Raw genomic sequence first — 23,587 nt, 5'->3', positions numbered from 1 at the left:
ATCCTTCCATTGGAAGGGGGCACAGTCCCTTTGTGTATTTACTATAGGGTTACTTATCCCCACAGCTTAATATTATTCATCAGCTGCTAGGATGTGAAACACATGCGCTAACGGTGCAGAGTCGCCACCTAACTCGGATGGAGGCAGCTGTATTAGCAAGCCCTCTTCTGAGCATGCAAAGTGAAGAGGATCGTTAGCCCCAAGCAGAGTAACACGACCGACTTTACCTGTGTACGGCAGTGTTACGGAAGCCTCTACAGCACTATCATCGGACGGATAAAGATAGAAGCCGTAGACGCTGTCTCCTTTACGAGTAAAGGCGCACCGCTCAGTGTAATATGGTGCACAAATACGTGTGCTGTAGATGGCTTCACCATTCTGTTTCAGCCACGCCCCTAAGCCCTCCATGCAGCGAATTGCGCCTTGGGGAAGCCGGCCGTCAGGCTGCGGCCCGACGTTGAGCGCTAGATTTCCGCCTTTGGAAACTACCTCAATTAAGAGATGTACCAATTGGCGAATGGATTTGTATTCATCGTCGAATTTATAGGAGAAGGAAGTCCCCATCGTGATACAGCTTTCCCAAGGGACATGCAGCGCTGTTGCAGGAACGGTTTGCTCGGGTGTAATAATGTTTTCGTAAGGGCCGCCAACGGTACGATCAGCAGCGAGCAGCCACGGTTGTGTCTGGCGTGCACGTTCAACAACTTCACCCAGCCGAATATCTTGAGGCACACGGCGGCTCTCTGCGCACACCCAGCCTGCGTCCAACCACAAGACGTCAATACGTCCGTACGCGGACATAAGCTCCATAATTTGCTCGTGGGTGAACTGTACAAATTGCTCCCACAGCTCAGGATGCTGCTCTGGATGATAGGAGGGCCCGCGCCAGGTCGGATTGCTTCGTTCCATATTAGGCGCCCAATAGTAAGGGGTATTCCAATCAGCTTTTGAGAAATAAGCGGCAATTCCTAGCCCGCGGTTACGGAAAGCATCAAACACATGCCGACAAATATCCGCGTAGCGATGGTCGCGAAAAGGCGACTCGGAACCGGTAATGCGGTAATCGGTTGTTTTAGTATTCCACATGCAATAGCCGTCGTGATGTTTCGTTGTAAAAATTAGGTACTTAAACCCATTGTCAGCGGCGAGTGTTGCCCATTCATCAGGTTGGAGGCGAACAGGGTTGAACGTTTTGTTCAAGTTCCAGTATTGTTGTTTAAATGTCTCCCCGTCCTGTTCCCAATCAATTCCATCACGCGACCAGTCTGCGTCATCATCACTTAATGCCCATGACTCCACAATTCCAAGCTGAGAATAAGTACCCCAGTGCATCATTAGACCTAACTTTTGATTTTGAAACCATTCTAATTGTGCTAGGAGCTGCGGATGTTCAGGTTTTATCCATTCACTTTCTTGGCTAAAGGTATGTACTCCAGCCTCTACGGATTCCTCTTCTTGTTCTACTTTTTGTGCATTTGCGTCGCTCATGTAAATCATCCTCCTGAGATGTGATCATGAAACAAGCATCATCGTAATGAAAATGAGTTATCGGTATCTCAAATTCATAGGTCTATTATAATGGAAAAGTGCTTTCAAAGGATAGTATAAATAAATAGTTTGTGGATACCGATATCATTTTAAAATAATGAATAAATGGGCGGGGTCCATTAAGTTAGAAGAGAGGGGCTAGTGTTTATGCAGTATGAAGCTAGGCAAGTAGGAGAAAATAAAGAGGGAGCTGCCGGATACAAATCTAAGGCAACTCCCTTCTATGTTACCTTGTCAGTATAGCCGAATGAGTCCGTCTGCTAGAGGCCGTGGCATGCGAGGTAAGCTTAGTATGTCGAATTAGCATATAAATAAATAATCCAACAACCGGTGTAATGGCTGCGATAAGGGTAATCATCAGTGTAAACAGGATCGATCGTTCAATGCGAATGCTGTCCACAAGGATCCAAAGCACGGATACGAGATGAAGACCCAATAAAGTTAACAGCAGGATATCCTGATTCAGGGTTACCCATGAGACAATCATAGTCCATTGCATTGATGTCAGCTCCTATCGGTTCAGTTATCTTTTGCAAATATGACGAAAGTACAACGGTTCACACTTCATTTTATCTATTTAAAATTATAAGGCAGATGATTCATAACATCCATAGATTTACTATTGAGGTTGCTTACAATATTGTAAGCTTTTGCAATCTGTCGTTTGGAGTAGTTGTCTGCTCAAATTATATGTAAAGTTGTCTAGGGTGAATAAGGCTTGATGATAAAGGAACAACGCGGCAAAAGAGGTTGCAAAAGCAGCGCCTTTCCTAGATAATTGTTGAATCAGACTTTACTTGAGATAGGGAGTAGCAATGATGACAGGACAACGTTCAGATAAGCAGCGTGTTCGTATTCACGTAACGAGCAGGCAGCAGCATGAATGTGTCGAGCTGCGGGTTGAAGGTGATTTGTATTATAAAGGAAACAGTATGTATATTCGATACATTGAACCAGCTCCTGAAGAGGAGCAGACTAAGCAGCAAAGTGGCTCGTCTCAGCATGCAACATTGTTGCCAGATACAACAGTTATGTTAAAACTGAGTGCCGAGGAGTGGAAGTTGTCACGACGAGGTCATGTACAATCGGAGATGTCATTTGCCAAGGAGCGTTCGCTTCAAGGTGCGTACAGATCTGAGGTATTACGTTTTCCTCTGGTGACTCGCACACGCCGAATGGAACGCAAGGATGTACCTATAAGATTATCAGATGGCTCTGAGACGCTGTTTCCGTCTTATATCGGCTGGTCATATGATCTATATATAGAAGAAAAATGTACGGGGCAATTTGAAATTGAGATGCGGCTGGAGCTTGCGCACGAAAATTGAGGAGGAACCATTTCATGAGTAACGGTGTAATTGAACAGATGAATGCTGCGGTGAAGACGGCGATTGAGGAATCTATACTGAAGGCAGGATTAGTGACGCGGGATGAATTGCCTGCCTTTGTAATCGAAGTGCCAAAGGACAAGACGCATGGAGATTTGGCAACGAACGTGGCTATGCAATTGACACGTATTGCGAAGCGCAACCCCCGTCAGATTGCGGAGGCGATTATTGAGCATTTGGACAAGGCTTCTGCATCTATTCAAAGTGCAGAGATTGCTGGTCCAGGCTTTATTAACTTCCGTGTGGACAAAAGTTATTTGTATGGCGTAGTGGGTGAAGTGGCTGCTCAAGGCGCGGATTATGGCCGTAGCCAATCAGGTAAAGGGCAAAAGGTACAGATGGAGTTTGTCAGTGCCAACCCAACGGGAAGTCTCCATCTTGGACATGCACGTGGAGCGGCAGTAGGTGATGCGCTGTGTAATGTGTTGGACTTTGCCGGTTATGAAGTGACACGTGAATATTATATTAATGATGCTGGAAATCAGGTCATGAATCTTGCGTATTCTATAGAGGCGCGTTACAAGCAGGCGCTTGGACAAGATGCTGAGATGCCTGAAGATGGATATCATGGCGAAGATATTAAGGGATTTGCACAAGAATTGGTAGCTCAAGAAGGGGAACGCTTGCTTCAGCTTCCAGATGAGGAGCGTATTAAGTTCTTCCGTACTTACGGCTTGAATAAGGAGCTTGATAAGATTAAGCGTGACTTGGGCCGTTTTAATGTTCAATTCAATTCATGGTTTAGTGAAACTTCTTTGTACGAAAACGGCGAGGTGATCAAAGCACTCGACGCACTTAAAGCTGGCGGCAAAGTGTTTGAGGAAGAAGGAGCCACATGGCTGCGTACTACAGACTTCGGTGATGACAAAGATCGCGTGTTAGTTAAAAATGACGGATCTTATACGTATTTGACGCCTGATGTAGCTTACCATCGTGATAAATATGCGCGTGGTTACGATCGGATGATTAATATTTGGGGCGCAGACCATCACGGCTATATTCCTCGGATGAAGGCGGCTATGGAGGCACTCGGCAACGATCCAAACAAGTTGGTCGTGCTGATTGCACAGATGGTTAGTCTGTTCCAAGGCGGCGAGAAAGTGAAAATGTCCAAGCGTACGGGTAAAGCGGTGACGATGGAAGATCTCATGGATGAAGTAGGCGTGGATGCGATCCGTTATTTCTTTACGATGCGCTCAATGGATTCGCACCTTGATTTTGATATGGATTTAGCAGTATCTACTTCGAATGAGAATCCCGTATTTTACGTGCAATATGCGCATGCACGTGCATGCAGCATCTTCCGTCAGGCGGAGGAGCAACAAGTGGTCGTGAAGCCGCTGAATGAGGTGAACCTCAGTGCCTTGACGACGGAACATGAATTTGCGTTGCTCCGCAAGATGGGTGAATTGCCGGATGAAGTCGATGTTGCAGCACGTGAATATGCGCCGCATCGCTTGATTCGTTATGTGTATGAGCTCGCTTCGCTGTTCCACAGCTATTACAAAGCAGAGCGTGTGATCACCGAAGATGCGGAGCAGACACAAGCGCGTCTTGCATTGTTAGGTGCTGTTCGCACGGTGTTGGCGAACGTGCTGCGGTTGGTCGGTGTATCTGCGCCGGATCGTATGTAATTGATAAATAAACAAGGCCCTGTCTCAGATAATAAGAGAGACGGGGCCTTTTTGTGCTGTTTAAGTGATCGAGGCTATCTTGATCATGAGCGGATGAATTGTGATTTGCTAATCCAAAGCATATAATTCTTTATTGCTTAGTGGTGATTATTGTACGGTGGTAATATGAGCGACTGCTATACATTCGCCTCTCGTAGAAGGCGAGCAATATCAATCTCCCCCGCAATACGAAGGGTATTTTGCCTATTCGTACGGGATCGGGTTGGATTGGCGGTACGCTTTAGGAGCGCTTTTATCTCATTTGGCTTTAATCCTGGCTTTATTGCCAGTAAAAGCGCAATGGCACCGCTGACGTGCGATGTTGCCATAGAGGTGCCGCTCATTTCATGATATTTGCCTTTTAGCCATGCAGACACAATTTTCTCGCCAGGTGCGTATATATCTACAAAGCTGCCTCGATTACTAAAGGGCGCAATATGTCGATTACGGTCGGTTGCGCCTACCGAAATCGTTTGAATGTAACGCGCAGGGTAATCAATTGCTTTTCGCTTCGAATCGTTGCCGGACGAAGCGACAATTGTAACCCCAGCGTTATAGGCATTTGTGACCGATTGCAGCAGAGACTTGCTGCGCGACTTCATGCCAAAGCTCATGTTGATTATTTGTACTTTGTTACGAACACACCAATCAATACCTGCAACGATATCAGACACATATGCTGAACCATTTAAATCGAAGGCTTTGACTGGATGTATGAGCGCGCGCGGTGCAATGCCAATAATACCGTACATCTGGTTGGAAGCGGCGATTGTGCCCGCAATATGCGTGCCATGTCCATTGTCGTCTCGAGGAGGCAAGCCACGGTGCACCAGATTAATACCAGATAGCAGCGAATGAGAAAGGTCGGGGTGTTTGTAATCAGCGCCTGTATCAATGACACCAATTAGAATGCGGTGTCCCGTTGTGGAGCTCCAAGCCTGGGGGGCTTTGACCTGACGCACTCCCCAAGGAATGCCGCGCTCCCAAGATACAGGCTTATGGGAAGAGGCGTGCATGTTAATTCGAATATCTTCTTCTACGAACAATTCACGTTCGTATGGCGCCCATTTCGCTTGTGGTTGAATCGGAAGCATGCAGCGAAAGCCGGTCAGCAGCGGCTCATCACGGACTTGAGCAAGCAGCGGATAATCAATTGCAGTGATGCGAAGCAAATCGCGGCATTGTTCATAGAGGTGGCGCTCCTGAAAGCGAATGAGATGTGGGCGCGTGTCTTGTCCGTCAGAAGAGAGCTCTTGCAGCAATAGCTGGAGAAAGGCAGATACATCCAATGTGGAGTCCCCTCCCGACAGTTCCTTGTGCAGTATCGTATGCGTATTCGATAAGGGTGGACTGGTATAGCCGCCTTTTTTATGAAAGATAGGCCGTCTTCCGTGTCAAAGTGAGGGCGGATACATAATATGGAGTAGAGCCAGCGAAGGGCTCTGCACGCCATGGTCGAAGGCGTTGTACGTCTTTGATTGCGGATACAGTCGAACGCGGAGGAGGTCCCTTCGCGTTTCTTAATTTCTACATACGCCTTAAATCAGAACTTAGGTTGGACAAGTGTGCGAAGAAAACTTGCATTTTATCGGCAAATCGGTTTTACTTATGTGTGAACATGGATATGTTTGTAGATAAACATGCCGTAAATGAACACTTGTGAGAGGATGTGTAAGTATGAGCACACCGTTGGATTTGAAGCTGGATCCTGACAAAGTGCATGAAATGCCGATGGTGGATTTAGCTTTTATGATATTAAAAGCGGCCAACACGCCTTTCTACTACCGCGATCTAATGAATGAAGTTGCGAAGCTCCGCGGTCTTTCGGAGGAGCAGATTCTGGATGTTATCGCTCAGTTATATACGGAAATTAATATTGATGGCCGTTTTGCTTGCGTAGGCAGCAACATGTGGGGCCTGAAGCGTTGGTATCCGGTAGATCGCTCTGAAGAAGCGTTGGCGGGTGGCGCGAAGCGTCCGCGTATCATCAATGATGATGACGACGAAGATGAGGATATCTACGTGGAAGAAGACGATACGTACAGTGGCGATGAAGACTTCGACTATACCGACGAGGATAGTGAAGAGGAAGAGCTCTACGTTGATGAAGACGAAGCTGAAGTGGATGAAGAAGAAGAAGGCATCTTGGAAGATGAAGAGCTGGATGAAGAAGAATCCGAAGAAGACGAGTCTGAAGATGAATATGAAGATGGAGATGAAGAAGAGCGCTAAGCTCCTTCGTTCGATCATCAAGAAATGCCGTCTGTTCCGGTATGTCATGACATGCCGAGTCAGGCGGTATTTGTTTTGTTTAGTGGCAATCTATGCTGTAATCCAATAAACAAGCCGCCTATTTTAGCCAAATTGAAAGCTTCTCATGTGAGGTGAAAGGGGTCATTTATGGCGTCTATGGCTTCCCATTTTAATGAGCCGTAATTCCTTGACATGGGACTACTGAACAGTTAAACTAGCATATGGGCTTTGGATTTGTAGTTAATTAAATAATAGAGTTATTCGAAAGTGCCCCGTGACTACGGGAGTCACTTTTTTGTTTTTTTAAGGTATTGATTTGTGGAAATGAGGCAATTGAAGCGCGATTATGATCGTTTTTAATTCGCATCAATTTTTTGCCTGCAAATGGGTTACGATATCATTATGCAATTCACCATCGAACCTGATTCGCAATCAAAGCCTCCCGAGAACTTGTCATGAATGCACTTGATCATAGGAGGGTTTCACCAGTGACAAAATATATTTTCGTAACGGGTGGCGTCGTATCATCTTTGGGTAAAGGGATTACGGCTGCATCTCTGGGTAGACTATTGAAAAATCGAGGCTTAAAAGTAACGATTCAAAAGTTCGACCCATACATCAATGTGGATCCAGGCACAATGAGTCCTTATCAGCACGGAGAAGTGTTTGTAACGGATGATGGCGCGGAGACGGATTTGGATCTGGGGCACTATGAGCGCTTTATTGATATCAATTTGTCTAAAAACAGCAATGTAACAACGGGTAAAGTGTACTCTTCGGTTATTTCCAAAGAGCGTCGTGGAGAATATTTGGGCGGAACCGTTCAAGTTATCCCTCACATTACCAATGAGATTAAAGAACGTGTTTTCCGTGCAGGCAAGGAAGCAGGCTCCGACGTCGTTATTACGGAAATCGGTGGTACTGTAGGGGACATCGAAAGCTTGCCATACTTGGAAGCTATTCGTCAGATTAAGAGTGACGTTGGCCGCGATAACGTAATGTATGTACACGTCACGTTGATGCCTTACATTAAGGCAGCAGGCGAAGTGAAGACTAAGCCTACTCAGCATAGCGTTAAAGAGCTGCGCAGCATCGGTATTCAGCCGAATATGCTTGTGCTCCGTACAGAGCGTCCGATTACAGAGGATATGAAGCGCAAGATCGCTTTGTTCTGTGATATTGACGGGAATGCCGTTGTGGAATGCCGCGACGCGTCCACGCTGTATGAAGTGCCGCTAATGCTTCGTGACCAAGGTATGGATGAGTTTGTAGTTAACCACTTGAAACTGCAAACACCTGCTCCGGACATGGCCGATTGGGAGAAACTTGTACAACGTGTGAAGTCGCTTGAAGAGCAAGTGGAGATCGCAATTGTTGGGAAATACGTAGAGCTTCATGACGCTTATTTGTCAATCGTTGAAGCCTTGGCTCATGCTGGTATTGAGGCTAATTCCGAAGTGAAGATTCGTTGGGTGAACGCAGAAGAAATTACAAATGAAAATGTGGCACAAGAATTAAAGGATATTCACGGCATATTGGTTCCAGGTGGCTTCGGCGATCGGGGAATCGAAGGTAAAGTAACAGCTATTCGTTATGCACGCGAGAGCAATGTACCATTCTTTGGTATTTGCTTGGGCATGCAAGTTGCAGTTATTGAATATGCTCGCTCCGTCGTGGGCTTGAGTGGAGCCAATAGTTCAGAAATCAATCCGGCAACAGAGTATCCTGTTATTGATTTGCTCCCAGAGCAGAAGGATATTGAAGACTTGGGTGGTACGATGCGTCTTGGTCTGTACCCATGTAAGATTCAAGAAGGCTCCTTGGCGATGACTTGTTATAATGACGAGCTTGTATACGAGCGTCATCGTCATCGTTATGAGTTTAATAATGAGTATAGAGAAGCTGTTGAGCGTGCAGGTCTTAAGATTACAGGAACATCCCCAGACGGTCGTTTGGTGGAAATTGTAGAATGCCCTGCGCATCCGTGGTTCTTAGCGGTACAGTTCCATCCAGAGTTTACATCTCGTCCGAATCGTCCGCAGCCATTATTCCGTGAGTTTGTGAAGGCGGCATTGGCTTATCGCGGCTAATATATCTATAACGAGATACAGTTTGTCATAACGAAGAGCACCTTTTAGGAGAGGTGCTCTTTTGTTTGTATGGACATTGCCTCATTTTCCAAAGTCTTTCATTAGATTTACTGCCATAAGGAGGAATTTAATTAATTAACGCGAATAATTTAGGGATGCGGCTCCAGTATTTATTATTTTTTCAGGAGACCAACTTATATTGGTGAGGCGAGTTAGTGATTGCTCACAACTGCTCTCTTGTGATACATGGTGGGAGGGGTACCAGTTGGATAAGAAGAAAGTGTTGATTGTGGATGACCAGAACGGTATTCGTGTTCTTCTCATGGAAGTGTTTAGCAGTGAAGGGTATATGACATATCAAGCATCGAACGGCAAGATTGCTCTCGATATTGTGCGGGATGAAGTACCTGACATTGTGTTGCTTGATATGAAGATTCCTGGCATGGACGGATTGGAAATTTTAAAGCAAATTAAGCAGATGAAGCCCCATATGAATGTCATTATGATGACAGCTTATGGCGAACTGGACATGATCAAGGAAGCGACGGACCTAGGTGCTTTAATGCATTTTACGAAGCCGTTTGACATTGATGAAATGAGAGTCGCTGTTAATATGACGCTTGAAGGTTCGGCCCCGTCTATTACACTGCCCTCGTAAGGCTTCGAATTGCGAAATTGCGCTGCTGCTCAGCACGCAGTAAAGATCACATTTCATTCACATTTGTATCTGATTTACCGATAGCTGGGCATAGCCTGGCTTCTTTGTCTTCCGCTTCATATTCCCTTTCATGGCGGTCATTGTCGATAAATTAGGACTAAAGTCGGTTGTCAAGAGGTTGTATACTTTTCCGCGGGTAATTGTGGTATAATAACGGGGTACAAGATGTCGGCTACATCAAGAGAGACAGACGACGAACAGAACCTTTATAGGAGGATGGAAACCATGCCATTAGTTTCGATGAACGAATTCCTGCCTAAAGCGAAAGCAAACAAATTTGCGGTAGGACAGTTTAACATCAACAACTTGGAGTTTGTACAAGCCATTACTGAAGCAGGAATGGAAGAGAACTCTCCACTCATTTTCGGTGTATCTGAGGGTGCATTGCGTTATATGGGTATGGAGTACACTGTAGCAATGGCGAAAGCAGCGGCTAAGAAGTCCGGCTTGCCAATCGCGTTGCACCTTGACCATGGATCTACATTTGAAGTGGCTATGGCTTGTATTCGTGCGGGCTTCTCATCCGTTATGTTTGACGGTTCCCACCACGCATACGAAGATAACATTCGTTTGACAAAAGAAGTTGTACGCGCTGCTCATGCAATGGGCGTATCCGTTGAGGGTGAGCTGGGTACAATCGGTGGCACAGAAGATGACCTGACTGTTGATGAGGAAGCAGCTACCTTGGCTAAACCAGAAGAAGCTATTCGCTTCTACGAAGAAACAGGCGTTGACGCTATGGCAATCGCAGTTGGTACGGCACATGGTATGTACAAAGGCGAGCCTAAGCTTCACTATGATATCATCGAAGCAGTAGCAAGCAAAATTCCAGTTCCAGTTGTATTGCATGGTGGTTCCGGCGTACCGGACGACTCCATCAAAAAAGCAATCGCAGCAGGTGCAGGCAAAATCAATGTGAACACGGAGAACCAAGTTGCGGCAACAGCAGCAATTCGCGCAGCATTGGCTAAAGATGCTGAGATTATCGATCCACGCAAATACTTGACTCCTGCTCGCAGCGCAATGGTTGAAGTTGTTCGCGGCAAAATCCGTTTGTTCGGAAGCAGCAACCAAGCTTAAGAAGCGATATTGCATTCGCACTTTGACGAGTGATGGGAATAACGCCGGTTTATCCGGTGTTCTTCCCTTTTTTGCAGTTTAGGACTCCCTACAGTTACGTAAGTCTTGTCATAGAATCGTCCCCAAATAGATATAGAGTAGCAAGTTCATCACGACATAGACATGGCATCATAGATAAATATGGGCGAGCACATCGTTTCAGCAACCTTATAATTTAGGAATTTCGTGCGATATTCCTTTTTTAAGCAGGGAAATGAAGGTATCTGTTTGAATACTAAACAATTAGATGCTAAGATGCACACAGATAGTTTATTTAGTCATGCATATTTTTTGGAAGCTACGGTTTAGGACTTGAGGTACGTGGTAGGAGGAACGGATTAATAATATGGAAAAGTTAATGATTGCCGGCGGGCGTCCACTGATTGGCACTGTGCAGATTAGTGGTGCCAAGAACAGTGCGGTAGCGCTAGTTCCTGCTGCTATTCTGGCGGAGAGCGAAGTAGTATTAGATAACTTGCCTGAGATTAACGATGTTGCAACGTATGCAGATATTATGACGGAGTTGGGCGGATACGTGGAACGAGATGGTTCCACCATGCGCATTGATCCTTCACGAATGATTTCTTTACCGATGCATAACGGTCTAGTAAAGAAGTTAAGAGCATCCTATTACTTGATGGGGGCACTGCTTGGTCGCTTTGGCGAGGCGACGATCGGAATGCCTGGCGGCTGTAGCTTTGAGCCGCGTCCAATTGACCAGCATATTAAAGGATTTGAAGCTTTAGGGGCAACTGTAACAAACGATCACGGATCTGTGCATATTTCTGCGAAAGAACTGCGCGGAGCCAAAATATACTTGGACGTTGCGAGTGTAGGCGCAACCATTAATATTATGCTGGCGGCTTCAAGAGCCAAAGGCTTAACGATTATCGAAAATGCGGCGAAAGAGCCTGAAATTATAGATGTGGCAACTTTGCTAAATGCAATGGGTGCCAAAATAAAAGGTGCAGGCACTGAATCCATTCGAATTGAAGGCGTTGACAGTCTGCATGGCTGCCGTCATTCCATTATTCCTGATCGGATTCAAGCTGGAACCTATATGATTGCTGCTGCGGCAACGCGGGGCAATTTGTTAATAGACAACGTCATTCCTAAGCATATGGAAGCTGTGACGGCCAAGCTGCTTGAGATGGGTGTAGAAGTTCAGGAACTGGATGAATCCATTCGGGTCATTGGTAAGCCTGAATATACGCAAGCTGATGTGAAGGCGCTCATCTATCCTGGTTTTGCAACTGATCTGCAGTCCCCGATGGCGAGCTTACTTACGCAAGTCAATGGAGTAAGCATGCTGACGGATTATGTATATAGCAATAGATTTAAGTATGTGCCTGAGCTTGTTCGCATGGGGGCTAAGATTCGAGTAGAAGGTCGTTCTGCTCTAATCGAAGGATCAAAGCTTAATGCTGCCAAGGTTAGTGCAAGTGATCTACGCGCGGGTGCGGCGTTAGTTATTGCCGGATTAACCGTAGAAGATGGCGTTACCGAGATTACAGGGGTAGAGTATATTGACCGCGGTTATGACCATTTAGTACCTAATTTACTGCAATTAGGCGCTGAAGTATGGAGGCAGGCCGAATAGATTTATCCAAATTGGTCTAATATAAGTAGTAAACCTTCTTTCGAACGTACCCATCTGTCAAGCAAGTCCTAGATTGTATACCGCAATTTATGTTGATCTTGAGCCCTTTTCCCATCATGATGATGGACCCTCTACTATTGTTCAACGTATATTTTAGTATTTTAATAACAGTAAGAGCCGAACTGTTCTCGGACTGGTTCAGCAAGCTTGGTCGGTTTATTTCAGACATCAACGTTATTTCTCGAATAGAATAGGAGTTGTATTCATGGATTTACAAATTTCCGATTTGGAAACAAAGAAGCTGACTGAGCTTTATAAGCTTGCTAAGCAGTTTCAAATTGCCGGTTACGGGCAATTAAAGAAAAAAGAATTGATTTTTGCCATTTTGCGTGCACAAGCAGAGCAAAGTGGTTACTTATTTATGGAAGGCGTACTAGACATCCTGCCGGAAGGCTTCGGATTCCTGCGTCCTATTAACTATTTGCCTAGCGCGGAAGACATTTATATTTCCCAATCGCAAATTCGTCGTTTTGATTTACGTACGGGTGACCTTGTATCGGGTAAGTGTCGACCGCCTAAAGAGAACGAAAGATACTTTGGTCTACTCCAAATTAACGCGGTTAATGGGGAAAACCCAGATGAGGCAGCACAACGTCTTCATTTCCCAGCCCTGACACCTCTTTACCCTCAAAAGAAACTCGTATTGGAAATGGCAACTGAGAAGACTTCCACTCGTATTATGGATATTTTGGCACCAGTGGGTCTTGGACAGCGCGGTTTGATCGTTGCGCCTCCTAAGGCCGGAAAGACGTTGCTACTAAAAGAGATTGCCAACAGTATTTCAACCAACAATCCTGAGATTGAATTGTTTGTCCTGCTTATCGACGAGCGTCCGGAAGAAGTGACGGACATGCAGCGTTCCGTTAAGGGTGAAGTGGTTGCCTCTACCTTTGATGAGGTGCCAGAGAACCATATCAAGGTTGCTGAATTGGTGTTGGAGCGTGCACTGCGGCTAGTCGAACATAAGAAAGATGTTGTAATTCTGCTTGATAGTATTACACGTCTTGCACGTGCATATAACTTGGTCGTGCCTCCGTCAGGCCGTACATTAAGTGGTGGTATTGATCCGGCTGCTTTCCATCGTCCTAAGCGCTTCTTTGGTTCTGCGCGTAATATTGAAGAAGGCGGCAGCTTGACGATATTAGCTACCGCACTGGTAGAGACGGGTTCTCGTATGGATGACATCATTTACGAGGAGTTTAAAGGAACAGGGAACATGGAGCTTGTTCTTGACCGCAAATTGGCAGAGCGCCGTATTTTCCCAGCTATCGACATCCGTCGTTCTGGCACGCGCCGCGAAGAAATGCTGCTTTCCAAAGAAGCATTGGATAAATTGTGGGCGATTCGCAAAAATATGAATGAGTCACCTGAATTTGTAGATCAATTTATTAAGAAAATTCGTGATACAAAAACCAATGAGGAATTTTTGGAAAAGCTGGAGTCGAAGGAACCGAACGGTAATGGAACACCAACACGCCGTCCGCGCAGCTCGTCCGTCAGCTAATAGTGTAATTGTAATACGGGAGGACTAACGGAACGATGTATTTAGTTTACGCGGATAAAGATGGAAATATATTTGAGCATGAGGAATGGATCGGGCTGGCAAGAAGCGGTGATATGATCGTTGAAATATTTGAAGATGAACTCATACCGCTGCCAGACGGTGCAACGCTTGTGGGATTGCCTGGCACGAGACCTGTTGGCCTTGACCCTGAGAGTGGCGAGATGGTTGCTATGCCTGGAGAGGTTCAGGCGGTAGGGGCACTTTTGCCACAAGGCTTTACCCGTTTGCATATCCCTAGTTATTTTAAAAGGGACAAGGAGCAGGTCCTTCCTTTGTTTGGCTATACAGCTGTAGTATGGAATGACGGTCAGTTCTACGTTGCGGCGCATGCTTCGGATGATCCACACAAGTGGGATCCGTTGAATTGTGACGCTACAGAACTTCGTGGACAAGTAACGACACTAGTTAATAAGTATCCGGATAATCGGCTATATCAGCACTTATCGCACTGTGCTTTGCAATATGAATGTTTGACGGCTTCCAATACGTTCCTGCAACGTTGGGAAGGAGCGGTACCGGTATCATATTCCTGTAATGCAGGTTGTTTTGGTTGTATTTCCGAGCAGCCAGAAGATAGCGGCTTTCCGGCTCCGCAGACACGGATGAACTTTAAGCCGACAGTCGAAGAGATTGTGCAAATTATGATGGAGCATTTGAAAACTCCGGAGTCCATTATTAGCTTTGGCCAAGGCTGTGAAGGCGAGCCTTCAACTCAAGCCAAGATCATTATTGAGGCGATTCGAGAAGTTCGACGGCAGACGGATATGGGATATATCAATATCAATACCAATGCCGGTTTAACAGATCATATTCGCGGTATTGTAGATGCGGGCCTAGATTTAATGCGCGTGAGCACCATTAGCGCGCTTGACGATCATTATAATGCTTATTATCGTCCACGGGCATATACGCTCGCTAACGTGGAGAAATCACTGCGATATGCAACGGAGCAGGGAGTTTACACTTCAATTAACTACCTCGTATTCCCTGGGGTGACGGATCGAGAAGAGGAAGTAGAGGCGATGGTCGAATTCGCCCGTCGTTCGAAGCTGCGTCTTATCCAGCTGCGCAATCTGAATATAGATCCCGAAAGTTACCTAGCGCTTATTCCTAAGCCGCAAGGAGATATTCTCGGGATGAAAACGATGATTGACATTTTTAAGGAAGAACTTCCTGATGTTGTGATCGGGTCGTACACGCATGTTCCTCCTGCATTGCTGGCGCGTGAGAAAGCTCGATATTAACGTTAACTCCATAGCATCTACGAGCTCTTTCTAGTGCTTATGGATGAATGCTAATATGACTTGCGCCACGAGGCAAGCTTGTGTTATACTGCACATTGTTCCATATAACTCTGGGCACGCAAAGGGCTCAGGGCCGAAAGAGGTGAATTCGATGAACCAAGCAATTCAACCGAAATACCATATCACGTCTGTATCTTGCGCTTGTGGCAATACATTCGAAACAGGATCTGTTAAGGAAAACCTTAAAGTAGAGGTTTGCTCCGCTTGCCACCCATTCTTCACAGGCAAACAGAAGTTCCTGGATGCTGGTGGTCGTGTCGATCGATTCAAGAAGAAATACGGCATGTAATCCATATTGTTTATACAATCAAACTCCCTTGTCTATTAAGACGAGGGAGTTTATTTTTTATGTACTTTAGTTGCAGTCGAGTCGTTCGTTATATCGATGGCACACAAAGGAACATCAACTTCGGTCACGCTGTTTGCGATGCCCGTTTCTATAAACGCTACATAAACGCACAAAATGTCAAAACAAAATGAAACACAATCACGTACGATGAAGTTGTGAATATGCACGAGGAGGGGAGCGGATGTGGCTAGAGCATAAGCGATGGGTGGAGGACGCTATTCATTATATCGAGCACCACCTGAAAGAAGATGTGGGATTTGAGGATATTGCCAAGCACATAGCGGTTTCTAGGTATCATTTACACCGAGTATTTCAAGATCATATCGGAGTAAGTGCAGCCTCTTATTTACGAGAAAGAAGGCTATCGGAAGCGGCAATCGATCTGCTTTACACCGATAAGCGAATACTTGATATTTCGTTGGAGTACCGATTTGCTGGGCAAGACTCATTTACGCGCTCATTTAAGCAGTATTATGGCTTTACCCCACAGCAGTACCGTAAGGGGTTCAGATCATTTCAACGAATGGAGGATGAGCAGGCTTTGGACCAATCAAAATCACAAGAGGTGCATCAGCACACAAATGTCAGTGAGCCGCCTGTCGGCTGGATGGTGACCGGTGTATACCCTCACCAATATACAGTAGGAATTGATCGTAAAATCGTTAACCGAGGCACTGCATCTGGGACGATCCGTGCGGGGGAGTCTGCACATGTACAAGGCTTTGGGACATTAATGCAGATGTTTAAGGCTGATTTATATAGAGGTAAACGATTGCGCCTGACAGGCTTTCTAAAATCAGCTGAGGCTCACATGGCAGGACTGTGGCTGCGAATTGACGGTAAAGACGAGGAGCCGCTTGCATTTGATAATATGATGAATCGTGCGGTAAGGGGTACGACAGAATGGACATCTTATGAAGTAGTGCTTGATGTAGCTGAGAATGCACATGCAGTGGCGTTTGGTGTGCTTTTAAGTGGACCAGGTCAAGTGTGGGTAGATTCCATACGATTAGAGGAGGTAGATTTGTCGGTACCTACTACAGACACGGTGGAGGGGGATCAGACATTACCAGAAAGCCCACGTAATCTTGATTTTGAAGATGATACTGTGGTAGATTTCAGAAACAATTATATATAAAAAATTACATATACATGGAGTGGAACTGGAGGTTGTAGTGTTGTTAGAAAAAATAGTGGAGTATAGCCTTGGATTTTTTGTAGATATTGTGAAGGGGACATACTCAGCGGATATCATTTTATATTTAATTCTTTTAGGCGGATGTGCGGCAGGTGTTGAAGTTTGGCGGGCAAAGCGTCGAGATTTGTCATTAACGATTGTTCAGTTGGTAAAGGAAGGTGGCACCGCAGCACTTGGGTGTTTCGTTATGGTTGGTTTGTATGCATTGATCTATAAAGGGTTGCGACGGGGAATCCCTTCACTTGGAATACCTGATGTGGATGCAGCTTTTAATGTGGCATCTTTCAGTCTTGTTACTGTTGGGTTAGCCATTGCTGGCATAATGGTGTTGGAACTTCTTCAAGGGGGTTCGTCGATTCGGTTAACATCGAATATGTTCTGGACCTTGTTTAACCTTGGTGTTTTGGTCATCGGTGCATGTTTGTTGAAATACATTGTTCATTTGCCTACCGTATCAGACTATGTTTATTTGCTGGGAGGCGTAATGATTATGTTGCTGGTTGTGGTTGATTGGATGCTTAGAAAAAGTTGCGAAGTGGATGCTGATCATGCCATAACTATGCCTGCTGAAGCAGAATCGAATCATAAAATGTTGGAACAACAACGTTATCAAAATTTGTAAATGATTGCTGTCGGTTGCACTTTGTCCAAAAATGTTCTATACTAATCCTTGCCGTGCTAGATGGGGAGGTAGCGGTGCCCTGTAACTCGCAATCCGCTGTAGCGAGGTTGAATTCCTGTTAGAGGTTTTGTCGATGTGAGGTCTGGCGTTTGCGTATGGTGTTGACGGCCGGGTCCTCCGCAATGGGCACTTATGAATCTGGTCAGGTCCGGAAGGAAGCAGCCATAAGTAAGTTCGCTCATGTGCCGGAGGGAAGCCTAGCCTGAGCTGTGGCGCAGAAGTGCCGCTCGGATCGCAATTATCGATAACAGGTGCACGGTTTCGATATGAGTCACGTAACACCGATGAGAATCGGTGTTTTTTTGTGCGAACATTTGTATGAACATATGTTGTTCGAACATATATTGTGAGCATATCGTGAGTATATTTTATTTATTTAACTAGTGTGTACATGATCCAACATACACATTAGGTTTGTCTGTGCAGGATTCTGATTTGGGATGGCGAATCCAATAGGTCAATACAGACTGTTGCTATGTCATCGTCATCGCAATTCGGAGGAATGGGGTGATCGCGTGCACAATAATAAAAATATAGTTTATGAAAATGAACTTATAGCGGGCAGTTCGAACTTAGCCGATTCAACTGTTGTAGAAGGGAAACCATTAAGTTTGTTGCAGAGGTTCGCCGATTCGTTTTTACGGGACGTCAATTTAGGTGTTATTTTGGTGGATACACAATACCGTTTAGTTGATATTAGTGAATTGGCATGCCACTTCCTCGGATGGCAACGAGATCAGCTGCTACATCGACGTGTAAATGAGCTTTTCGGTGAGATGCCAACAGAGCACCATTTAATTCAACGTTCGTTATTGGAGGGTGTTGTGGTTCGAAATCATGCAGTTTCGTGGATGAACGGTACCTATCGTTATGATTTGCTGATGGATTCCAACGTACTTCGTGATGAGGCAGGAGCTATTGTTGGTGCATACGTCCTGCTAAAGGATGTATCAAACTTGCGCTCGCTCGAAGAGCAAGTCCAGCGAAACGATCGATTGGCGATGGTGGGACAGATTGCTGCTGGAACCGCGCACGAGATACGTAATCCGTTAACCTCAATTAAAGGTTTCTTACAGATGTTCAAAAAAACCTTAACTGAACGTGGAATGGTCAAGGAAGTTGACTACACTAACATAATGTTATCGGAGATCAACAGGATTAACGAATTGGTAGGGGAGTTTTTACTGTTAAGCAAGCCGAAGCATGTGAGTATTGAACAATTACATGTGCAGCATGTTGTAGAAGAATTGCTTCCGATCATTCGTAATGAAGCTGCTTTGTATGATGTCCAAGTACAATATGAAGCCCCTCATACAGTACCTTCTGTTGTAGCTGACAGAGAGCTGCTGAAGCAAGTGTGCCTCAATATCGCCAAAAATGGCATAGAGGCGATGGTCGATGGAGGTGTGCTCCACATTCAAGTTAAAGTGGACGAGACAGGCAGAAGGGTGCTTGTTGATGTTCATGACTCCGGCCCAGGAATTCCCGCGTTTCTAATTGATAAGATATTTGACCCGTTTTTTACAACAAAGCAGAACGGAACAGGGCTCGGATTGTCAGTATGCCAACGTATTATTCATGATATTGGTGGTACAATTCGTGTTGCCTCAAAAGGCTTTGGAACAACCTTTACGATCGCGGTACCCTATTAGTACACGCAATTTACAGTCATTCCCTGCTACCGATGTGAGCGGAATGGCTGTTTTTTTAGCAAATGTGATATAGTATAATATAAAAAGCCTCATAAAAGAGGCGTCCTTCTGTTCTGCTTGAAGTTAGTTTTATAGTGCATTGGATTGCGCACTTGAGGACTATGTTTTGTAGATAGGGGACAATAATACGTGTTTCGAGGTTAGAGCATGACTCATATCGCATTGTATCGCGCTTGGCGCCCCCAATCTTTTCAGGAGATGGTCGGCCAGAAGCATATTATTCAGACGTTGCAAAATTCGTTGCGTGAGCGGCGTTTTTCGCATGCCTATCTGTTCAATGGACCGCGAGGCACCGGAAAGACGAGCGCAGCAAAGATTTTGGCCAAAGCGGTCAACTGCGAACATGGTCCTGGCCCGGAGCCTTGCAATGAATGTGAAGCGTGTCGTCGGATTACGACGGGCGCTGTGATGGATGTGGTGGAAATTGACGCCGCTTCCAACCGGGGTGTCGAAGAAATTCGAGATCTGCGGGAAAAAGTAAAGTACGCTCCAACAGAAGTGCGCTACAAAGTGTACATTATTGACGAAGTGCACATGCTCACGACAGAAGCTTTTAATGCACTATTAAAGACGTTGGAAGAGCCGCCCGCCCATGTTATGTTTATATTGGCGACAACGGAGCCTCATCGCCTGCCGGCTACGATTATATCGCGGTGTCAGCGCTTTGACTTCAGACGTGTCTCGTTAGAGGAGCAGGTGGAACGACTGGAGCAAGTTTGTCGACAGGAAGAGATCACAGCAGATAGCGAGAGCCTTGAGTACATTGCTAAGCTTTCTGATGGTGGTATGCGGGATGCGCTAAGTCTGCTAGATCAAGCTGCGTCCTTCACGGATGGCCAAGTTACGTACCAACAAGTTCTGGATATAACAGGTGGTATGCCTGAAGAACAATTTGCCAAGTTGGCAGTTGCTGTACGTGATCAAGATGTTGCTGCCGTACTAACAGGTATCGAGCAGTTAATGCTTGAAGGCAAGAGTGCGGACAAATGTATGGAAAGTTTGTTATACTTCTTCCGTGACTTGTTGATGTTAAAGTTGGTACCTAATGGCGATCGTATGACGGATCGTATGACACGCGCAGATGACTTTAAAGAACTGGCACATTCGTTTGCAACGGATCGAATTTTCAGTATTATCGATGCCTTGAATCGTTATCAGACAGAGATGAAGTATGCCGTTCAGCCGCAGACGCTATTCGAAGTGGCGCTGCTGCATATTGCAGCGCAGCAACAAGGCTCAGAAAGCTCTGGGGCATCCAATCAGCAGACCACAGGAGCCTCTAGTGGAAAAGTGGATGGATTAGTGCAACAATTACAACGTCAGATAACGTCATTAGAAACGAAGCTGAATCAGTTGATGAAGTCGGGAGGGGCAACGGCTTCCTCTGCTACGGAAGCTTCACCTTCAGATCGAGCTGCAATCAGGCAACCGGCTAGACCGTCTGTTATGGCGAAAAAACCACCTCAATTTGACCGTTACGTATCTAGCCATCAGTCTCCGGACTTTGCACGGATACGGGGACAATGGGGGCTGGTGTTGCAGAAGGTGAAGGAAGCGGGCGTTACGATTCATGCTTGGCTTGTTAACGGTGAACCAATCTCAGCTTTAGAAGATAGCCTTTTAGTAGGCTTTAAGAACAGTATTCATCGCGATACGACGGAGAAGCCAGCCAATAAACAAGTGATTGAGCGTGTGCTGCAAGACGTATTGGGCAAACCCTATCGTATGGATACGATGATGTTGAAAGACTGGGAAGCTGCGGTTGATACGGTCGAGGAAGCACCAATTGCATTCCAACTTGAGCCGGAAGGCGAACAAAACAGTGCGAGAGAACCTTGGATTGATGAGGCTATCCAAATGTTTGGAGAAGACCTCGTTATCATAAAAGATTAAAACCCAACACTTTTGGAGAATAAAGGAGATTCGTAACGATGAACAATATGAATCAAATGATGAAGCAAGTTAAGAAAATGCAAGAGCAAATGTTGAAAGCACAGGAACAACTGGCAGACAAAACGGTATTAGGCTCTTCCGGCGGTGGAGCTGTAACTGTAGAAGTTAACGGTCATAAGAAGATTCTAAGCATTGCTATTAAACCAGAAGTTGTAGATCCAGAAGATATCGAAATGTTGCAGGATTTGGTCATTACTGCGGTTAATGATGCATTGGTTAAAGCAGAAGACTTGGCTAACGACGATATGTCCAAATTTACTGGTGGTATGAAAATTCCAGGCCTGTTCTAATTTGTTAAATGAAATATAAGCAGCATCGATAGTGGTGTCAAGCTCTACGTTAAGGGCAGGGCACCACTATTTATATGCCGCAACACCGCATGATTGCCAACGTGAAAGGGAAATTAAGGGGGACGGGCCAGTGTATTATCCAGAGCCGATAGCCAAATTAATAGATGCTTTTACTCATTTGCCCGGTATCGGACCAAAGACGGCGGCTCGTCTTGCGTTTCATGTACTGCGGATGCAAGAGGATGATGTCATCGATTTTGCGAAAGCGCTTGTTAATGTGAAGCGAAATCTTCACTACTGCTCCGTATGCTGCAATATTACTGACACAGATCCGTGCCGCATATGCCAAGACAAGACACGAGACGCTTCTGTAATGTGTGTGGTACAAGAAACACGAGATCTAGTAGCGATGGAACGGACCAAAGAGTTTCAAGGGTATTATCATGTCTTACAGGGAGCGATCTCGCCTATGGAGGGCATTGGACCTGAGGATATAAGACTGGCGGAATTGCTGAAGCGTTTAAGTGATGAACGGGTGAAGGAGCTCATTTTAGCAACTAATCCTAACATTGAAGGGGAAGCTACAGCTATGTATATATCAAGGCTTGTGCGTCCTTTTGGAATCAAAGTAACGAGGATTGCTCACGGACTGCCTGTAGGTGGGGATTTGGAGTATGCAGATGAAGTAACGTTGTCTAAAGCGCTGGAAGGTCGTCGGGAGCTGTAAGGTCTGTTACATCTTCATATCATAATGCTGCTCACAGCGGGTGTCACACTAAAAGTATTCCACAACAAAGACCACTTTGATTCCGTTCAGAATCAAGGTGGTCTTTGTTTATGACATTTTGCACGAGCTTTAGGTTCTACTCTAGGTGGGACAGCCATAGGCTATATAAGACGAGCCTAGGGAGGAATCATTGTGATGAAATCGTGGATGTCCATACCTGTAGTAACAAAAGAGAAAGAAAGCATGTCCGTAGCAAACGTGTCGCTGTCGCTAGAGGAGAAAGAGGAACTTATTAATCAAATCCAACTAGCTTTTAGGAATTGGGAAGAAGCGCAAGTTCATTTTAATTATGCAGATAATGAAGATGAGATTGACTATACAATTTATATGTTGGAAGCTGCTGAGAAGCGTCTGTCGATGCTGTTACGCAAAGCTAAACAAACGCATGCCCATGTGTATTATTACCGCTAAGGGGGCAAAGTAAATGAAAATGATTATGTGGGTCATGTTGGTGATCTCTGCCGTGGGCTTGTTAATAGTGCTGCTGCGTCAGCGTTCTGCGTGGAAGGTGGTTATGGGTGTTCTGCTTCATGGGGTGGCGGCATTTGTGTTGTTGTATTTACTAAATTCAACAGGTTGGATTGCGGGATTACATGTGCCTACAAATCCGATTACTCTCCTGACCGTTGGACTTCTGGGGGTGCCAGGATTAGCTGCAATTGTTTTCTTGAAAATGGTAGTGATTTAAGTGTTGACGCAAGGGTGCACTATGTGATAAATTAATAAACGTCGCTTCGGGCGGTACGGTATTAAGCGAAAAGAAGTTGTCGAAAGACAACGGAAAATAACTTAAAAAAAGTGCTTGACACTGAAGAGGACAACATGGTATATTATAAAAGTCGCCGCTGAAAACGGCGGACGAAAAAATTAAAGTGAAGCAGTGCTTTAATTAGAAGATAATTGTTCCTTGAAAACTGAACAACGAGCAACGTTGAATGAAGGACATGACCTCAGTCATGAAGCGCATTTAACGGGAATGTTAAGAATCACGAGATTTATCTCGTCAGCAATACAAATGAGCAAGTCAAACACTTTAATGGAGAGTTTGATCCTGGCTCAGGACGAACGCTGGCGGCGTGCCTAATACATGCAAGTCGAGCGGAGTTGATGAGGTGCTTGCACCTCTGATGCTTAGCGGCGGACGGGTGAGTAACACGTAGGTAACCTGCCTGTAAGACTGGGATAACCCACGGAAACGTGAGCTAATACCGGATAGGCGAGACTCCCGCATGGGAGATTCGAGAAAGGCGGAGCAATCTGCCACTTACAGATGGACCTGCGGCGCATTAGCTAGTTGGT

21 protein-coding genes, 1 rRNA gene and 1 other RNA gene are annotated in these 23,587 nt (G+C 45.5%); 20 read left to right on the top strand and 3 right to left on the bottom strand.

What is annotated here, in order from left to right; all coding sequences use genetic code 11:
* Positions 1–72: 72 nt before the first annotated feature.
* Entirely contained in the window at positions 73–1,488 is a 1,416-nt protein-coding gene (locus tag H509_RS0100700) for an alpha-L-fucosidase (RefSeq protein WP_028543373.1), read from the bottom strand.
* Positions 1,489–1,774: 286 nt separating this feature from the next.
* Entirely contained in the window at positions 1,775–2,047 is a 273-nt protein-coding gene (locus H509_RS0100695) for a hypothetical protein (protein ID WP_028543372.1), read from the bottom strand.
* 319 nt (positions 2,048–2,366) lie between these two features.
* Here H509_RS0100695 and H509_RS0100690 point away from each other — a divergent pair, with 319 nt between their 5' ends.
* Together H509_RS0100690 and argS are read left to right on the top strand one after the other, a co-directional pair.
* The gene (locus tag H509_RS0100690; RefSeq protein WP_051286740.1) at positions 2,367–2,876 is read left to right on the top strand and encodes a YwiB family protein; all 510 of its coding nucleotides are present in this window, start codon (positions 2,367–2,369) and stop codon (positions 2,874–2,876) included.
* Positions 2,877–2,914: 38 nt separating this feature from the next.
* Positions 2,915–4,570, top strand: a complete 1,656-nt coding sequence (gene argS, locus H509_RS0100685; RefSeq protein ID WP_425414214.1) for an arginine--tRNA ligase — start codon at positions 2,915–2,917, stop codon at positions 4,568–4,570.
* Positions 4,571–4,746: 176 nt separating this feature from the next.
* On the opposite strand, the gene H509_RS0100680 is transcribed toward argS, so the two are convergent.
* Positions 4,747–5,898 carry a S8 family peptidase gene (locus H509_RS0100680; protein ID WP_028543369.1) on the bottom strand — a complete coding sequence of 384 codons (1,152 nt, stop codon included), beginning with the start codon at positions 5,896–5,898 and terminating at the stop codon, positions 4,747–4,749.
* Positions 5,899–6,286: 388 nt separating this feature from the next.
* Between H509_RS0100680 and rpoE the strand changes: the two genes are divergently transcribed.
* The 18 genes from rpoE to H509_RS0100595 form a co-directional block, all read left to right on the top strand.
* Positions 6,287–6,841: a DNA-directed RNA polymerase subunit delta gene (gene rpoE / locus H509_RS0100675; RefSeq protein ID WP_028543368.1), complete on the top strand. Its 555-nt coding sequence runs from the start codon at positions 6,287–6,289 to the stop codon at positions 6,839–6,841.
* Between the two features lie 509 nt (positions 6,842–7,350).
* Complete coding sequence (locus H509_RS0100670) at positions 7,351–8,952, top strand: CTP synthase (protein WP_028543367.1); 1,602 nt, start codon at positions 7,351–7,353, stop codon at positions 8,950–8,952.
* A gap of 265 nt (positions 8,953–9,217) precedes the next feature.
* Positions 9,218–9,610: a response regulator gene (locus tag H509_RS0100665; protein WP_028543366.1), complete on the top strand. Its 393-nt coding sequence runs from the start codon at positions 9,218–9,220 to the stop codon at positions 9,608–9,610.
* 285 nt (positions 9,611–9,895) lie between these two features.
* Complete coding sequence (gene fba / locus H509_RS0100660; protein ID WP_028543365.1) at positions 9,896–10,750, top strand: class II fructose-1,6-bisphosphate aldolase; 855 nt, start codon at positions 9,896–9,898, stop codon at positions 10,748–10,750.
* A 385-nt stretch (positions 10,751–11,135) separates the two neighbouring features.
* Complete coding sequence (locus tag H509_RS0100655; protein WP_028543364.1) at positions 11,136–12,389, top strand: UDP-N-acetylglucosamine 1-carboxyvinyltransferase; 1,254 nt, start codon at positions 11,136–11,138, stop codon at positions 12,387–12,389.
* Between the two features lie 265 nt (positions 12,390–12,654).
* Positions 12,655–13,953, top strand: a complete 1,299-nt coding sequence (rho, locus tag H509_RS0100650; protein WP_028543363.1) for a transcription termination factor Rho — start codon at positions 12,655–12,657, stop codon at positions 13,951–13,953.
* A gap of 35 nt (positions 13,954–13,988) precedes the next feature.
* Positions 13,989–15,257, top strand: coding sequence for a radical SAM family protein (locus tag H509_RS0100645; RefSeq protein WP_028543362.1), 1,269 nt, complete (start codon positions 13,989–13,991; stop codon positions 15,255–15,257).
* 151 nt (positions 15,258–15,408) lie between these two features.
* On the top strand, positions 15,409–15,606 hold the full coding sequence (gene rpmE, locus H509_RS0100640; RefSeq protein ID WP_028543361.1) for a 50S ribosomal protein L31: 198 nt from the start codon (positions 15,409–15,411) through the stop codon (positions 15,604–15,606).
* Between the two features lie 241 nt (positions 15,607–15,847).
* Positions 15,848–16,804 carry a helix-turn-helix transcriptional regulator gene (locus tag H509_RS0100635; protein ID WP_028543360.1) on the top strand — a complete coding sequence of 319 codons (957 nt, stop codon included), beginning with the start codon at positions 15,848–15,850 and terminating at the stop codon, positions 16,802–16,804.
* Positions 16,805–16,844: 40 nt separating this feature from the next.
* Positions 16,845–17,486, top strand: coding sequence for a hypothetical protein (locus H509_RS0100630; RefSeq protein ID WP_028543359.1), 642 nt, complete (start codon positions 16,845–16,847; stop codon positions 17,484–17,486).
* A 51-nt stretch (positions 17,487–17,537) separates the two neighbouring features.
* Positions 17,538–17,805: signal recognition particle sRNA large type (gene ffs / locus H509_RS27020), an RNA gene on the top strand.
* Positions 17,806–17,986: 181 nt separating this feature from the next.
* Positions 17,987–19,198 (top strand): ATP-binding protein, encoded by a 1,212-nt coding sequence (locus tag H509_RS0100625; RefSeq protein ID WP_084159023.1) that lies wholly within the window; start codon positions 17,987–17,989, stop codon positions 19,196–19,198.
* A gap of 207 nt (positions 19,199–19,405) precedes the next feature.
* Entirely contained in the window at positions 19,406–21,151 is a 1,746-nt protein-coding gene (gene dnaX, locus H509_RS0100620; protein WP_028543357.1) for a DNA polymerase III subunit gamma/tau, read from the top strand.
* A gap of 38 nt (positions 21,152–21,189) precedes the next feature.
* A complete protein-coding gene (locus H509_RS0100615) occupies positions 21,190–21,501 on the top strand; it encodes a YbaB/EbfC family nucleoid-associated protein (RefSeq protein ID WP_028543356.1) in 312 nt (103 codons plus the stop codon).
* Positions 21,502–21,631: 130 nt separating this feature from the next.
* Positions 21,632–22,228, top strand: a complete 597-nt coding sequence (recR, locus tag H509_RS0100610) for a recombination mediator RecR (RefSeq protein WP_028543355.1) — start codon at positions 21,632–21,634, stop codon at positions 22,226–22,228.
* A gap of 195 nt (positions 22,229–22,423) precedes the next feature.
* The gene (locus tag H509_RS0100605; RefSeq protein ID WP_245595950.1) at positions 22,424–22,699 is read left to right on the top strand and encodes a DUF2508 family protein; all 276 of its coding nucleotides are present in this window, start codon (positions 22,424–22,426) and stop codon (positions 22,697–22,699) included.
* Positions 22,700–22,712: 13 nt separating this feature from the next.
* Positions 22,713–22,976, top strand: coding sequence for a pro-sigmaK processing inhibitor BofA family protein (locus H509_RS0100600; protein WP_028543353.1), 264 nt, complete (start codon positions 22,713–22,715; stop codon positions 22,974–22,976).
* Between the two features lie 345 nt (positions 22,977–23,321).
* Positions 23,322–23,587: ribosomal RNA gene (locus tag H509_RS0100595) — 16S ribosomal RNA — on the top strand; the annotation flags it as partial.

Origin of the sequence: Paenibacillus taiwanensis DSM 18679 (assembly GCF_000425125.1) — a bacterium.
Lineage (GTDB): Bacteria > Bacillota > Bacilli > Paenibacillales > Paenibacillaceae > Paenibacillus_B > Paenibacillus_B taiwanensis.
This window is presented reverse-complemented; position numbering and strand designations above follow the sequence as displayed.

Bases quoted from the DNA above. Each gene is read 5' to 3' on its own strand.
- H509_RS0100700 (WP_028543373.1), bottom strand. From the start codon at position 1,488: ATGAGCGACGCAAATGCACAAAAAGTAGAACAAGAAGAGGAATCCGTA.
- H509_RS0100695 (WP_028543372.1), bottom strand. From the start codon at position 2,047: ATGCAATGGACTATGATTGTCTCATGGGTAACCCTGAATCAGGATATC.
- H509_RS0100690 (WP_051286740.1), top strand. From the start codon at position 2,367: ATGACAGGACAACGTTCAGATAAGCAGCGTGTTCGTATTCACGTAACG.
- argS (WP_425414214.1), top strand. From the start codon at position 2,915: ATGAATGCTGCGGTGAAGACGGCGATTGAGGAATCTATACTGAAGGCA.
- rpoE (WP_028543368.1), top strand. From the start codon at position 6,287: ATGAGCACACCGTTGGATTTGAAGCTGGATCCTGACAAAGTGCATGAA.
- fba (WP_028543365.1), top strand. From the start codon at position 9,896: ATGCCATTAGTTTCGATGAACGAATTCCTGCCTAAAGCGAAAGCAAAC.
- H509_RS0100655 (WP_028543364.1), top strand. From the start codon at position 11,136: ATGGAAAAGTTAATGATTGCCGGCGGGCGTCCACTGATTGGCACTGTG.
- rho (WP_028543363.1), top strand. From the start codon at position 12,655: ATGGATTTACAAATTTCCGATTTGGAAACAAAGAAGCTGACTGAGCTT.
- H509_RS0100645 (WP_028543362.1), top strand. From the start codon at position 13,989: ATGTATTTAGTTTACGCGGATAAAGATGGAAATATATTTGAGCATGAG.
- rpmE (WP_028543361.1), top strand. From the start codon at position 15,409: ATGAACCAAGCAATTCAACCGAAATACCATATCACGTCTGTATCTTGC.
- H509_RS0100635 (WP_028543360.1), top strand. From the start codon at position 15,848: ATGTGGCTAGAGCATAAGCGATGGGTGGAGGACGCTATTCATTATATC.
- H509_RS0100625 (WP_084159023.1), top strand. From the start codon at position 17,987: ATGGCGAATCCAATAGGTCAATACAGACTGTTGCTATGTCATCGTCAT.
- dnaX (WP_028543357.1), top strand. From the start codon at position 19,406: ATGACTCATATCGCATTGTATCGCGCTTGGCGCCCCCAATCTTTTCAG.
- H509_RS0100615 (WP_028543356.1), top strand. From the start codon at position 21,190: ATGAACAATATGAATCAAATGATGAAGCAAGTTAAGAAAATGCAAGAG.
- H509_RS0100605 (WP_245595950.1), top strand. From the start codon at position 22,424: ATGAAATCGTGGATGTCCATACCTGTAGTAACAAAAGAGAAAGAAAGC.
- H509_RS0100600 (WP_028543353.1), top strand. From the start codon at position 22,713: ATGAAAATGATTATGTGGGTCATGTTGGTGATCTCTGCCGTGGGCTTG.